This is a genomic window from Collinsella sp. AF23-4AC, from assembly GCF_003462685.1.
In the GTDB taxonomy this organism is placed as follows: Bacteria; Actinomycetota; Coriobacteriia; order Coriobacteriales; family Coriobacteriaceae; genus Collinsella.
This window is the reverse complement of record NZ_QRVE01000001.1, coordinates 75,266-88,154: the sequence shown is the minus strand read 5'-3', so window position 1 is coordinate 88,154 and position 12,889 is coordinate 75,266. Positions and strand designations below refer to the sequence as shown.

Genomic DNA, 12,889 nt, shown 5'->3' with positions numbered 1-12,889 from the left:
GTTTTGTCTTTTTGTCTGCGTAAAAAATTGTTCTTGCAGCAGAAACCCGCGCGTGTATACTCGAATACGTTTGTTCAACTACGTGCCGGCCTAGGTGGAACGGCACCTCTAGAAGAGTAAGGAATTGCACATGGATTACATCCGCGCAATCGAGCGTCAGCAGATCCGCGAGGACATTCCTCAGGTTCGCGTCGCCGACAACGTCAAGGTTCACTACCGCATTAAGGAAGGCGACCGCGAGCGCATCCAGGTCTTCCAGGGCGACGTCATCCGCATGGCCGGTGCCGGTGCCCGCGAGACCTTCACCGTCCGCAAGATTTCCTTCGGTGTCGGTGTTGAGCGTACCTTCCCGCTTCACAGCCCCAAGATCGCCAAGCTCGAGGTCGTTCGTCATGGTCGCGTCCGTCGCGCCAAGCTGTACTACCTCCGCGACAAGGTGGGCAAGGCTGCTCGCATCCCCGAGAAGCGCTAAGAAGATCGCAGCGTCCGTCCACTCGTTTGGACACAAGGGCCACCTTCGGGTGGCCCTTCTTTTTATCTGATTTGCATGCAAGGAGGGCCTGGTATGGCCAATATGACGAGCTCGGTTTCGGCATCGCAGGTTGCCGGCGAGCTGGCGAGCGCCACGTTCGAGGAGATTCCCGCCCTCGTGGAGCATTATCGCGAGGATCCGCGCCAGCAGGTGATCAAGGCTTGCGAACGTGCCCTTAAGCGCCATGCCAAGGAACTTGCCGAACGCGAGCGCGTCAACGGCATGTACGAGCTTATGCATGAGCTCGGCGGTGATGGCGTGGTCGTGGGCGTCGACGAGGTGGGCCGTGGCTCGGTAGCGGGTCCCCTGACCGTGTGTGCCGTGTGTCTTCCGATGGAGCCGCGCATCTGGGGCATCAACGATTCCAAAAAGCTCACGCCGGCGCGCCGCGAGCTGCTTTCGGTGAAGATTGCCGAGGTGGCGACTGCTATCGGCTTTTGCCATATCGCTCCTGCGGATATCGATGAGATGGGCATGGCCCGCGCCATTCGAGCCGCTGTCGCGGGTGCGGTGGCAGATACGGGGCTTGAGCCCGATTGCGTGCTTATGGACGGTAACCCCCTGGGCGCCGTGCCCCACGAGCGCGACGTGGTCAAGGGCGATGCCAAGATCGCCTGTATCGCCGCGGCATCCATCATGGCAAAGGTCACGCGTGACGAGATGATGGTCGAGTACGATGCCGAATATCCCGAGTACCATTTGGCCGAGTCGAAGGGCTACGCAAGCCCCGAGCACATCGAGGCGATTCGCAAACATGGACTTTGTCCGCTGCACCGTGTGAGCTTTTGCGGAAACTTTCTGCAGACTGAGCGCCTTTTTTAGGCCAATTGTGAAGACTGGGACCTTAAGGGCTCCATAAACCTGCTGGTAGGGGCCGTGTGCAACGCTATTGTTGCGCGCGGCCCCTCATTTGTCGGCATTTGGTTGGTTTTTGGTTTGCTTCCGGTACTTACCCGCATGAAACCTGCCCTCATTATCGAGGCAATGCAGGAAGTGGGAAAGGAGACCCCATGTGTGCCGCAGCCAAAATGAGCAAGACGCAGCAGCTCAAGGAGCGTTGGGAAGAGGGGGAGCTCGATTGCGGGTCGATCACGCCCGAGTTTATCAAGGGGCTCAGTCCTCGCGAGCTCGGTATGCTGGGCGAGCTTATCGCAATCGATTACTTTAACGAGCGCGGCTATGCATTGCTGGAACAAGGCTATCGATGCTCGGAGGGCGAGGCCGACCTGGTGCTGCTCGATGAGCTCGACGATGTGGTGGTGATGGCCGAGGTCAAGACCAGGCGTGTTGCGCTGGATTGCGATACGCGGGTGTTTCCCGAGGAAGCGGTGAACGCCCAAAAGCAGCGGCGCTATCGTCGCATCGCGAGTTGTTATCTCATGGAGCATTATCCGCTCAAGGCGATCCGCTTCGATGCCGTGGGCGTCACCATTCGCGGCGGGCATATCGCCGAGATCGAGCACCAGTACAATGCGTTCGATTGGCAGGTGTCGTGATGGCGTTCGAGACGTTTGCCGTTCACGCAGCCTGTATCCGCGGCGTTGAGGCGATTCCCGTCACGGTCGAGGTCTCGCTTGCCGGCGGCGTTCCGGGCATTCAGATGCTCGGCATCCCGAGTATGGAGGTGATGGAGTCGCGTGGTCGCATTCGCTGTGCGATGCGCTCCGCCGGGTTCGAGATCCCACGCTCGGGCATTACGGTCAATCTGGCACCTGGCGATATTCGCAAGACCGGTAGCGGCTTTGATCTTCCCATCGCCATCGCGGTATTGGCGGCCGATGGTCAGATTCCCCGCGACAACCTCGATCGTTGTCTTATCGCCGGTGAGCTTGGCTTGGACGGTACGGTGCTTCCCGTCAAGGGCGAGGTGGCGTTTCAGTTATTGGCGCGTGATTTGGGGCTGTCTTTTATCGCCGGCAGATCAGACCAGCATGTGCCACTCGCGGGCGTGGATTGCGGATTCATAGATCATTTGTCTCAGCTTGCCCATGGCATGGGCGATGCCGCGCGGCATTATCTGGATTCCGAGGGTGTGGAGGCTACTTTTGAGCCCGAACTCGACTATGCCGACGTGCTGGGGCAGGAGGTTGCCAAACGCGGCATGGCACTGGCGGCAGCGGGTGAGCTCGGTTTGCTTATGATCGGGTCCCCGGGATCGGGCAAGACGATGCTTGCGCGCCGTATGACTGGCATTCTGCCTGAGCTTTCCGTTGAGGATCAGCAGGAGGCACTGTGCATCCATTCGGTCTTGGGCGAGAACATCGATGGCTTATTGGCAGGTCATCGGCCGTTTCGAAGCCCCCATCACAGTATTTCGACCGCAGGCCTTATCGGCGGCGGGCGCCCGGTGCACCCGGGTGAGATTAGCCTTGCTCATGGCGGCGTGCTCTTTTTGGACGAGCTTGCCGAGTTTCCCACGGGTGTGCTGCAGACGCTCAGACAGCCTATCGAGCGCGGCTATGTGAGGATCGTACGCGTTGACGGGGCCTTTACCTTCCCGTCGCGCTTTCAGTTGCTGGCCGCGAGCAATCCCTGCCCCTGCGGCTTTTTGGGCGACCGCGAGGTGCCGTGCCGCTGCTCGGCATCGATGGTCGAGCGCTATCGGGCAAAGCTGCGCGGTCCTTTGGCCGACCGTATCGACATGATGATCGATGTGACCCGTCCCGATCCCCAGGTGATTATCGAGGGCGCGGAGGGTATGTCGTCGGCCGAGTTACGTGACTACGTTGTGCGCGGTCGCGCTTTTCGCACCTGGCGCGAGTCTCGTATGGACGATGCGGATGCCGAGGCCGAGGATGACGAGACGCGGTCCATTGACGGCGTCGTTTCGACCTTTGAGCTCGATGATGCTGCCGAGAAATGCGTACTCGGTCTGTCCAAACGCACGCATCTCACAGGGCGTGGCATCGTGCGCCTGGTTCGCATTGCGCGCACGATCGCAGATGTCGCCGAGAGCGAGCAAGTGACGCAGGACCACGTGCTCGAGGCGGCGATGTACCAGGGAAGGAGGGACCAATGATGGCCGAGGGGACCTTCGAGCTGCATCCAGGTGACGCGTTGTATCCCGAGACCGTTTTGGAGCTTTCTGATGTACCTCAGACGCTCTATGTGCGCGGCAACCCCGAGGCGCTTTCGACGCCCGCGCTCTCCATCATCGGCGCGCGAAAGGCCTCGCCGTATGGTCTTGCCGTGGCAGAGCTTGCGGCAAAGGTGGCGGTCGAGGCGGGAGTGACGGTTGTTTCGGGCGGCGCGGTCGGTTGTGACCAGGCCTCGGGTTGGGCTGCGGTCAACGCCGGCGGCAAACACGTCGTGGTGCTGGGGACGGGCGCCGACGTGGTCTACCCGCGTTCGAGCGCGGGGCTTATTACTCGCACGCTCGATACGGGTGGCGCGGTCGTGTCGATCTCTCCGTGGGGCATGGGTCCGCGCAAGTTTGCCTTTCCGCGCCGGAATCGCGTGATCGCGGCCCTGTCGCAAGCCCTCTTTGTATCCGAGGCGGGTATGCCTTCCGGGACGTTTTCTACAGCCGAGGCTGCTATGGATTTGGGGCGCGAACTTCTTGCCGTGCCGGGGTCGATCCTATCGCCCGAGTCGCGTGGCACGAATTACCTCATTGCGAACGGTGCCTGCTGCATCATCGACGAGGAATCTATCGAGATGGCTGTCTCACGTATCTACGGCACCCTGCGCTACTCGCGCCCTGATGCTCCCGGCATTGCCGACCTGGATCCAACACAGCAGACCGTGATGCATGCGCTCATCGCCTCTCCGCTCAAGGTCGACGACATCGCGGCGCTCGTCTCGCTCGATGCCGTCGGCGTACTCAAACTCTTGGGTTCGCTTGAACTCGAGGGCCTTATCGAGCGCATGATGGATGGAAGGTATGCGCCCTCCAAGTTTGCCCTTCACGCCCAGACGCCCTTCGGTCACAATGGAAAACGTGTCAATTAGAAAGGTGTTTGCAGATGCAGTTCGATCAGGTGACGGTTATCGGTGGCGGTCTGGCGGGTTCGGAATGCGCGATTCAGCTGGCAGACCGCGGGTTTGCCGTAAAGCTGTGCGAGATGCGCCCCCAGGTGAGCTCCCCGGCCCACCATACCGATCACCTGGCAGAGCTCGTCTGCTCCAATTCGTTTAAGTCGACCCGTCCGGATTCCGCGGCTGGTTTGCTGAAAGCTGAGCTTGAGCGCATGGGTTCAGTCCTGCTCGATTGCGCCCATCGCGCGGCTGTTCCCGCCGGTGGTGCCTTGGCGGTCGACCGCGTCAAGTTTTCCGAGCTTGTCGAGGCCGAGGTTGCCGCCCGTCCCAATATCGAGATCATTCACGGCGAGGTCACGCAGATTCCCGAGGGCCATGTGGTCATTGCCGCCGGCCCCCTGTGCTCGCCGGCGCTGAGCGAAGAGGTCATGAAGCTCGTCGGTGGCGACGCCCTTGCGTTCTTCGATGCCGCGGCGCCGATCGTCGATGCCTCCACGCTCGATATGGACGTGCTGTTCTCGCAGTCGCGCTACGAGGAACAGGGGAGCGGCGACTATCTCAACGCTCCACTCAATAAGGAGGAGTACGAGGCCTTTATCGAGGCGCTTACCACGGCCGACCGCGTGGTGCTCAAGGACTTTGAGGGCGGCGATCTGTTCCAGGCATGCCAGCCTGCCGAGGAGGTTGCGCGCACCGGCAAGGACGCCATTCGCTTTGGCGCCATGAAGCCCGTCGGCCTCACCGACCCGCGTACCGGACGTCGCCCCTGGGCGGCGATTCAACTGCGTGCCGAGAACAAGGAGAAGACCGCCTATAACCTGGTGGGCTTCCAGACCAACCTGACCTTTGGCGAGCAGAAGCGCGTCTTCCATATGGTGCCGGGTCTGGAGAACGCCGAGTTCTTCCGCTACGGTGTCATGCACCGCAATACCTTTGTCGACGCCCCGCACGTGCTCGATGGCACCTTTGCCGTGCCCGGTACCGGCGTGCGCCTGGCCGGTCAGATCACCGGCACCGAGGGCTATATGGAGGCCGTGGCGACCGGTCTGCTCGCGGCGCTCAACACCTATGCCGAGGCTATCGGTGCCGCGGGCGTCGAGCTGCCGCGCGTGGGCGCCCTGGGCGCGCTCGTGGGCTATGCGACCGATCCGGCAACGGTGGACTATCAGCCCATGCACGTCAACTTTGGCTTGGTGCCGCCGCTCGAGGACGGCAAGCGCCGCAGTAAGCGCGACCGCTACCAGGCCTATGCGGACCGTGCGCTCGAGGCTCTTGATGCCTATCTGGCAACTCGCCCCGATCTGTTTGGAGGCGACCGGTCATAGCCTTTGACCTGTACGACACCGTCGACTCGTTTATCGCCTATATCGCACGTGTCGAGGGACTTTCTCCCAACACGGTGACGGCCTATGGCTCGAGGCTGGAGCGCTTTGCTGCCTGGTGCGAGCGCGAGGATATCGATGCTTTCGCTGCCGACGTGCGCACCATTCGTCGCTATCTTGCCGAGCTTTCGCGTGAGCAGGTTGCTCCCCGAACGCTTGCGGCGCATCTGTCGGCTATCCGATCGCTCTATCGATGGATGGCTGCCGAGGGGGTCGTGGAGGGCGATGCGGTCTCGGCAATTTCCTCGCCCAAGCTCCCGCGCGATCTGCCCGGTGTGCTGACGAACCAACAGGTGGAGGCGCTCCTCAAAGCCCCTGATACCTCAACCCCCGCGGGACTGCGCGATGCGGCGATGCTCGAGCTGCTCTATGCCTCGGGTGCTCGTATCTCTGAGCTCGCAGCACTCAATGTGGAGTCCATCGCTTGGTCCGAACGCACGCTGCGCCTGTGGGGCAAGGGGAGCAAGGAACGTATCGTCCCTCTGTATCGTCGCGCGCTCGAGGCGACGCGTCTCTATATTGAGGAGGGGCGGCCGGAGTTGCTCGCTCAGGCAAAGCGCCGTGACCCCACTACCGGGCCGCATCCGCTGCTTATATCGGCGCGCGGTAATCGCATGAGTGCCGCCATGCTCAGGCGGCGGTTCCATACTCTGGCGACACTCGCCGGCATTCCGGCCGACATCGCCCCGCATGCGATGCGCCATACCTTTGCGACCGACTTGCTCGAGGGCGGTGCGGACCTGCGCTCGGTTCAAGAGCTGCTGGGTCATGCGAGCCTGTCCACGACGCAGATCTACACGCACCTCACGCCCGATCGGCTCAAACGTGCCGTGGCTCAAGCCCATCCCCGAGGCGAATAGTGGCTGGGACGTCCCGCGCCGCACTCAGGTGTGTGGTTTTGATTGCGGGTTGGCACGAAGATGCATTCCTGCTATCATTCATCGGGTTGCTTCACGGCAACATGTTTTTATCACGCACGCGCGGCTACTTCATACCGTGGTGCCCGGGCTTTGGTAGCACATGTCCGGGTTGGTTTTGGAGGATGACCCCGCGCGGAGGCAAACCACAGGAGGTTTAACATGGCTACCAAGATTAATATCCGCACCCTGCTCGAGGCCGGCTGCCACTTCGGTCACCAGACCCGTCGCTGGAACCCCAAGATGAAGCCGTTCATCTTCGGTGAGCGCAACGGCATCTACATCCTCGACCTCAAGCAGACCATCCTCGACGCCGACCAGGCCTACACCTTCGTCAAGAACGTCGCCAAGGGTGGCAACGTGCTGTTCGTCGGCACCAAGAAGCAGGCTCAGGAGGCCGTCAAGAACGCTGCTGAGCGCGCTAATATGCCCTACATCAACCAGCGTTGGCTCGGCGGTATGCTGACCAACTTCGTCACCATCCGCTCCCGCATCAACCGCATGGAGGAGCTCGAGGCCATGGTCGAGGACGGCCGCATGGCAGTGCTCCCCAAGAAGGAGCAGGCTGTGCTCGGCAAGGAGCTCACCAAGCTCCAGACCAACCTCGGTGGCGCCCGCGACATGAAGGGTCTGCCCCAGGCTCTCTTCGTCATCGACACTAAGCGCGAGGAGAACGCCATCAAGGAGGCTCAGCGCCTGAACATCCCCGTCGTCGCTCTGATCGACACCAACTCCGATCCCGACGAGGTCGAGTACGGCATCCCCTGCAACGATGACGCTATCTCCGCTGTCACCCTTATGTGCGAGCTCATGGCTGACGCCTGCCTCGCTGGCTCCGGTAAGGAGCAGGTCTCCGAGGCCGAGATGGCCGCTGAGCCCAAGGCCGAGTAAATCAGTCTTAGTTAATTCTTTTTCATCTCTTTGAAAGGAACCACAATGGCCCAGATTACCGCCGCTATGGTCAAGCAGCTCCGCGAGATGACCGACTCTCCGATGATGGAGTGCAAGAAGGCTCTCGTCGAGGCTGACGGCGACATGGACGCCGCTGTCGACGTTCTGCGTAAGAACGGCCTTGCCAAGGCTGCCAAGAAGGCTGGCCGTGAGACCAACGAGGGCGCTGTCGCCGCGTTCGTCTCCGAGGATGGCAAGACCGGCGCTCTGCTCGAGCTCTCCTGCGAGACCGACTTCGTTGGCTCCAACGCCAAGTTCACCGGCTTTGCTTCTAAGGTCGCTGAGGTTGTCGCTACCACCGAGCCTGCTGACGTCGACGCTCTGCTCGAGAAGCCGATGGGCGAGGAGACCGTTTCCTCCGAGCTCACCGAGATGATTCACATCATGGGCGAGAACATGAAGATCTCCCGCTTCGCTGCCCGCAAGGCCGAGAACGGCGCGCTCGCTTCTTACATCCACATGGGTGGTAAGATCGGCGTCCTCGTCGAGTTCGCCTTCGAGAAGGCCGAGACCGCTCAGGCTGAGTCCTTCAAGACCTTCGCTCACGACGTTGCCCTTCAGGTTGCCGCCGTCGCCCCGATCTGCGCTACCCGCGATCAGGTTCCGGCCGAGACCGTCGAGCACGAGAAGCAGATCTACATGGCCCAGGCTGCCGAGTCCGGCAAGCCCGAGGCTATCCAGGAGAAGATGGCTGTTGGCCGTCTGGAGAAGTTCTACAAGCAGTCCGTGCTCACCGAGCAGGAGTTCATCAAGGACAGCTCCCTCACCATCAAGAAGTACGCTGAGCAGGTCTCCAAGGAGCTCGGCGACACCATTACCGTCGTTGCCTTTGACCGTCTGGTCCGTGGCGAGTAAATAAGCTCTTGTAGCTGGTAATGAGCAGGCTGTGGGTTTTACTCACAGCCTGCTTTTTCATGGCTCTTATCAGAGCCTTTGATATCATATTGAGAGTCTAATTAAAGGAGGATCGCTTTGTCCGACATCCGATATAAACGAGTGCTTCTTAAGCTTTCCGGCGAAGCGCTGATGGGCGACGGCCAATATGGCATCGACCCCAAGGTTACCGATCATCTTGCCAAGCAGGTCAAGGAGCTGCTCGCCGTTGGCCATGAGGTCGGCGTCGTTGTCGGCGGCGGCAATATTTTCCGCGGCATGGCAGGCGCTGCCGGTGGCATGGAGCGTGCTCAGGCCGACTACATGGGCATGCTCGCGACCGTTATGAACGCGCTCGCCCTGCAGGATGCTTTCGAGCATAACGATGTTCCCTGCCGCGTGATGAGCGCTATCCAGATGAACGAGATCTGCGAGCCCTATATTCGCCGTCGCGCCATCAACCACCTTTCCAAGGGCAACGTTGTTATTTTTGCCGCCGGTTCGGGCAATCCGTACTTTACGACCGACACCGCCGCGGCTCTTCGTGCGTGCGAGATCGGCGCCGAGATTCTGATTAAAGCCACCAAGGTTGACGGCATCTACGACAAGGATCCCGTCAAGTGCGCCGATGCCGTCCGTTTTGACAAGATTACCTATCACGAGGTTCTCGTTCGCGGTCTGCAGGTTATGGATTCCACAGCTACGGCCCTGTGCCAGGATAACCGTATGCCTATTTTGGTCCTCAACATCGATGGCGAGGACACCGTCAAGCGCGCGCTCGCGGGTGAGCCCGTCGGCACGCTCGTCTATCAGGAGGATTAAGCATGGCAGAGAACATCACCGCCCATATGGACAAGTCGCTCGAGTCCCTCAAGCATAACTTCTCCAAGGTCCGTACCGGTCGTGCCAACGCCAACATTCTGTCCGACATCACCGTCGATTATTACGGTGTCCCCACGCCGGTCACGCAGGTTGCCGCCGTCAAGACCCCCGAGGCTCACATGCTGCTCATCGAGCCGTGGGATAAGGCGCTCATCAATGCTATCGTCAAGGCCATCGGCGCTTCCGATCTGGGTATTACCCCCAACTCCGATGGCACCGTCGTTCGTCTGCCGTTCCCGGCTCCCACTGAGGAGCGCCGTCGCGAGCTCGTCAAGGAGTGCCGCGAGTACGCCGAGCAGGCCAAGGTGTCTATCCGTAACATCCGTCGCGACTTCAACAACAAGCTCGAGCGCGATGAGGAGCTCACCGAGGACGACGTACGTCGCGAGCAGGCCAAGGTCCAGAAGCATACCGATGAGTATGTCGCCAAGGTCGAGGAGCTTCTGAAGGAAAAAGAAGCCGAGGTCATGGAGATCTAAGGTGCAATACGACGAGCATAAACTGGTCGAGTACTTTGCCGACGCCCCTGCGGGCGTCGGTTTTTCCGACCTTGACCTCAATAACATTCCGCACCATATCTCGTGCATCATGGACGGCAACGGTCGTTGGGCCACGTCGCGCGGTCTTGCACGCACCGAGGGCCACAAGGCGGGTATCGTCTCGCTGCGCGAGATCATTACCGCCTGCGTGCGCCTGGGCGTCGACGTGCTTTCGGCCTATGCGTTTTCTACCGAAAACTGGAACCGCCCGCAGCATGAGGTCAACGTCTTGATGCATCTGTTTGCCAAGACGTTTATCGACGAGCTGCCGCTTCTGAAGCGCGAAAACGTGCGCGTTGTCTTTTTGGGTGACATTTCCGCGCTGCCCAAGAAGACCCGCGACGTTTTTGAACGCGGTCTTGCCGAGTGCGCCGATCACACCGGTATGACGCTGGCGCTTGCCGTCAACTACGGCGCGCGTGCCGAGATTACCCGTGCTGTCCGTCAGATCGCAGTCGACGCTGCCGCCGGTAAGATCGATCCTGCCGCAATTGATGACGACATGGTGGCTTCCCACCTCTATACCGCCGGTCTTCCCGATCCCGAACTTGTGATTCGCACCTCTGGTGAGCTGCGCCTTTCGAACTATCTGCTGTGGCAGGTGGCTTATTCCGAATTCTACGTCACCGATACCTATTGGCCCGACTTTGATCGTTGGGGCCTTGTCGACGCCATTTTGGCCTATCAGGGCCGTGACCGTAGGTTTGGTGGACTGAGCAAGACCGAGGAGGCTTAATCGTGTCCGATCGTCCCAAGGCATCTGCTCCCAAGACGCCTGTGCGCAAAGCTGCCACTGCGGGAGCGCCTGCAGCGAAGAGCGGCACCGGTTCGTGGCTGGCGGGCTTTATTACCCGTGCCGCCGCCGGTATCGTCTACGCCGTTGTCTTTATCCTGTGCCTGGTTTTGGGTATCGTGCCCACGGCCATCTTTGTTTCTGTCATGAGCGGTCTGTGCTGCTATGAGTTTTTCCGTATGACAAGGCTCGATGGCAAGATGGCTAACGAGCGCATGGGTATCGCTGCCGCCGTACTCTTTCCGCTGTCGGCGTTGGGCGATTCGATGTTGCTGAATGCCCTGCTTTTTGCCTTGATGCTCGCTGTGGGCATTTGGTATGTCTGGTCGCCGCGTACCCGCATCTCTGATGTGGCCGTGACGCTCATGGGTCCCATCTACACTGGCTTTATGCTGTCGGCTATCGTGCTGCTGCGCGATGCCGTGCCCGGTTTTGCCGGCGCCCTGCTTTCAGTGGGCGTTTGCGCGTCCCTTTGGGTCTCCGATTCGTTTGCCTACATCGTGGGCAGCCGTATCGGCAAGCACAAGATGGTTCCCAAGATCTCTCCCAAAAAGAGCTGGGAGGGGTTTGCCGGCGGCATCTTGGGCTCGGTTTTGATTTGGCTCATCCTGTGGGCGACGCACTTCTACAAGCTCAGCCTGCCCTATGCGCTGCTGTGCGGCGTGGTCGTGTCCATTCTGGGCGTTATCGGCGACCTTATCGAGTCGCGCATCAAGCGCGGTGTGGGCGTCAAAGATTCCGGCAACCTTATCCCGGGCCACGGCGGAATGCTCGATCGTAGCGATTCGCTTATCTTCGGCTGCATCACCGCGCAGCTGTTGCTGATGATCGGAGGCGTGCTGTAATGTCCTTCCAGACGACGTATGGCCCCGATGGACGCCTTCGCGTTGCCATCCTGGGTTGTACGGGCTCTATCGGCACCCAGGCGCTCGATGTGTGCCGCCAGCATGCCGATCGCCTGCAGGTGACGGCGCTGTCCGTTAACTCCAGTACCTCCGAGCTCGTTGCCGCTGCCCGCGAGTTCTCGGTTCCGGCGGTTGCCGTGGCCGATGTCGATCATGGCGATGACGCCGTGCTGCAGGAGTTGCCCGAGGGAACGAAGCTCGGCGTTGGCGCGCAGGCGGTTTGCGAGCTCGCGCGTCGCGACGATGTCGACTGCGTGCTTGTCGCTATTGTGGGCGCCGCCGGTCTCGAGGCGAGCCATGCGGCCTTGACCTCGAATAAGCGCCTTGCCCTTGCCAACAAGGAGTCCCTCGTCGTCGGTGGCGACTTGCTTATGCCGTTGGCGCAACCGGGCCAGCTTATTCCGGTCGACTCTGAGCATTCCGCCATCTACCAGTGCTATCTGGGGGAGAACCCGCGCGAGGCCCACTGCATTTGGCTCACCTGCTCGGGCGGTCCGTTCTTTGGCCGCACGCGCGACGAGCTCGATCGCGTGACGCGTGCCGATGCCCTCGCGCATCCCACGTGGGCCATGGGTGCCAAGATCACCATTGACTCCGCCACCCTCATGAACAAGGGCCTGGAGCGCATTGAGGCCATGCATCTGTTTAACTGCGACCTCGATTTCATTAACGTGGTCGTGCAGCGTCAGTCCAAGATTCACTCTATGGTCGAGTTCGCCGACGGCTCCGTGATGGCGCATCTCGGTGCATCCGACATGCGTATTCCCATCCAGTTCGCGTTCTCGTATCCCGAGCGTTGGGATACTCCGGCGCCTCGTATCGATTTCCGCGAGCTGGGGCAGCTCACGTTTGATGCTGCCGACATGGATACCTTCCGCTGTCTGGCACTGGCCGAGCGTGCCGGCAAGACGGGTGGCACCATGCCGTGCGTGCTCAATGCCGCCAACGAGGTCGCCGTCGATGCCTTCCTGCACGATGGCTGCAGCTTTACCGATATCGATCGCATTGTGGAATCCTGCATGGACGCCCACGATATGCAGGTGGTCGATTCGTTTGAGCAGCTTCGCGACATCGATGCGTGGGCGCGTGAAAAGGCTGCGCAGGTGCTCGCCGCAACCCGTTCCTAACCCATAAGGA

Annotated in this window: 14 protein-coding genes; all 14 read left to right on the top strand. The window is 60.7% G+C overall.

Annotated features, from left to right (window positions below; translation table 11 throughout):
- Nucleotides 1-130: 130 nt before the first annotated feature.
- The 14 genes from rplS to dxr all read left to right on the top strand — a co-directional run bounded on the left by rplS (nucleotide 131) and on the right by dxr (nucleotide 12,879).
- The gene (gene rplS, locus DWY05_RS00430) at nucleotides 131-472 is read left to right on the top strand and encodes a 50S ribosomal protein L19 (RefSeq protein ID WP_117583231.1); all 342 of its coding nucleotides are present in this window, start codon (nucleotides 131-133) and stop codon (nucleotides 470-472) included.
- 93 nt (nucleotides 473-565) lie between these two features.
- Nucleotides 566-1,354, top strand: coding sequence for a ribonuclease HII (locus DWY05_RS00425; protein WP_117820566.1), 789 nt, complete (start codon nucleotides 566-568; stop codon nucleotides 1,352-1,354).
- 188 nt (nucleotides 1,355-1,542) lie between these two features.
- Nucleotides 1,543-2,028, top strand: a complete 486-nt coding sequence (locus DWY05_RS00420) for a YraN family protein (RefSeq protein ID WP_117820567.1) — start codon at nucleotides 1,543-1,545, stop codon at nucleotides 2,026-2,028.
- Nucleotides 2,028-3,551, top strand: coding sequence for a YifB family Mg chelatase-like AAA ATPase (locus DWY05_RS00415; RefSeq protein ID WP_117820568.1), 1,524 nt, complete (start codon nucleotides 2,028-2,030; stop codon nucleotides 3,549-3,551). The genes DWY05_RS00420 and DWY05_RS00415 overlap by 1 nt, the downstream gene beginning before the upstream one ends.
- Nucleotides 3,548-4,483, top strand: a complete 936-nt coding sequence (locus DWY05_RS00410) for a DNA-processing protein DprA (RefSeq protein ID WP_370448081.1) — start codon at nucleotides 3,548-3,550, stop codon at nucleotides 4,481-4,483. The genes DWY05_RS00415 and DWY05_RS00410 overlap by 4 nt, the downstream gene beginning before the upstream one ends.
- A gap of 14 nt (nucleotides 4,484-4,497) precedes the next feature.
- Nucleotides 4,498-5,835 carry a methylenetetrahydrofolate--tRNA-(uracil(54)-C(5))-methyltransferase (FADH(2)-oxidizing) TrmFO gene (gene trmFO / locus DWY05_RS00405; protein WP_117837152.1) on the top strand — a complete coding sequence of 446 codons (1,338 nt, stop codon included), beginning with the start codon at nucleotides 4,498-4,500 and terminating at the stop codon, nucleotides 5,833-5,835.
- A complete protein-coding gene (locus DWY05_RS00400) occupies nucleotides 5,832-6,752 on the top strand; it encodes a tyrosine recombinase (protein WP_117837151.1) in 921 nt (306 codons plus the stop codon). The genes trmFO and DWY05_RS00400 overlap by 4 nt, the downstream gene beginning before the upstream one ends.
- Nucleotides 6,753-6,971: 219 nt before the next feature.
- Nucleotides 6,972-7,700 carry a 30S ribosomal protein S2 gene (gene rpsB, locus DWY05_RS00395; RefSeq protein ID WP_006236109.1) on the top strand — a complete coding sequence of 243 codons (729 nt, stop codon included), beginning with the start codon at nucleotides 6,972-6,974 and terminating at the stop codon, nucleotides 7,698-7,700.
- Between the two features lie 45 nt (nucleotides 7,701-7,745).
- Nucleotides 7,746-8,615, top strand: a complete 870-nt coding sequence (tsf, locus tag DWY05_RS00390; protein WP_022094736.1) for a translation elongation factor Ts — start codon at nucleotides 7,746-7,748, stop codon at nucleotides 8,613-8,615.
- A gap of 117 nt (nucleotides 8,616-8,732) precedes the next feature.
- On the top strand, nucleotides 8,733-9,455 hold the full coding sequence (pyrH, locus tag DWY05_RS00385) for a UMP kinase (RefSeq protein WP_040359955.1): 723 nt from the start codon (nucleotides 8,733-8,735) through the stop codon (nucleotides 9,453-9,455).
- A 2-nt stretch (nucleotides 9,456-9,457) separates the two neighbouring features.
- Complete coding sequence (frr, locus tag DWY05_RS00380) at nucleotides 9,458-9,994, top strand: ribosome recycling factor (protein ID WP_006236112.1); 537 nt, start codon at nucleotides 9,458-9,460, stop codon at nucleotides 9,992-9,994.
- 1 nt (nucleotide 9,995) lies between these two features.
- The gene (locus tag DWY05_RS00375; RefSeq protein WP_117629174.1) at nucleotides 9,996-10,790 is read left to right on the top strand and encodes an isoprenyl transferase; all 795 of its coding nucleotides are present in this window, start codon (nucleotides 9,996-9,998) and stop codon (nucleotides 10,788-10,790) included.
- 2 nt (nucleotides 10,791-10,792) lie between these two features.
- Nucleotides 10,793-11,692 carry a phosphatidate cytidylyltransferase gene (locus tag DWY05_RS00370; RefSeq protein ID WP_231500749.1) on the top strand — a complete coding sequence of 300 codons (900 nt, stop codon included), beginning with the start codon at nucleotides 10,793-10,795 and terminating at the stop codon, nucleotides 11,690-11,692.
- A complete protein-coding gene (gene dxr / locus DWY05_RS00365; protein WP_117837150.1) occupies nucleotides 11,692-12,879 on the top strand; it encodes a 1-deoxy-D-xylulose-5-phosphate reductoisomerase in 1,188 nt (395 codons plus the stop codon). The genes DWY05_RS00370 and dxr overlap by 1 nt, the downstream gene beginning before the upstream one ends.
- Nucleotides 12,880-12,889 lie beyond the last annotated feature (10 nt).

Excerpts from the sequence above, each read along its gene's own strand:
- rplS (WP_117583231.1), top strand. The coding sequence starts at position 131 with ATGGATTACATCCGCGCAATCGAGCGTCAGCAGATCCGCGAGGACATT.
- DWY05_RS00425 (WP_117820566.1), top strand. The coding sequence starts at position 566 with ATGGCCAATATGACGAGCTCGGTTTCGGCATCGCAGGTTGCCGGCGAG.
- DWY05_RS00420 (WP_117820567.1), top strand. The coding sequence starts at position 1,543 with ATGTGTGCCGCAGCCAAAATGAGCAAGACGCAGCAGCTCAAGGAGCGT.
- DWY05_RS00415 (WP_117820568.1), top strand. The coding sequence starts at position 2,028 with ATGGCGTTCGAGACGTTTGCCGTTCACGCAGCCTGTATCCGCGGCGTT.
- DWY05_RS00410 (WP_370448081.1), top strand. The coding sequence starts at position 3,548 with ATGATGGCCGAGGGGACCTTCGAGCTGCATCCAGGTGACGCGTTGTAT.
- trmFO (WP_117837152.1), top strand. The coding sequence starts at position 4,498 with ATGCAGTTCGATCAGGTGACGGTTATCGGTGGCGGTCTGGCGGGTTCG.
- rpsB (WP_006236109.1), top strand. The coding sequence starts at position 6,972 with ATGGCTACCAAGATTAATATCCGCACCCTGCTCGAGGCCGGCTGCCAC.
- tsf (WP_022094736.1), top strand. The coding sequence starts at position 7,746 with ATGGCCCAGATTACCGCCGCTATGGTCAAGCAGCTCCGCGAGATGACC.
- frr (WP_006236112.1), top strand. The coding sequence starts at position 9,458 with ATGGCAGAGAACATCACCGCCCATATGGACAAGTCGCTCGAGTCCCTC.
- dxr (WP_117837150.1), top strand. The coding sequence starts at position 11,692 with ATGTCCTTCCAGACGACGTATGGCCCCGATGGACGCCTTCGCGTTGCC.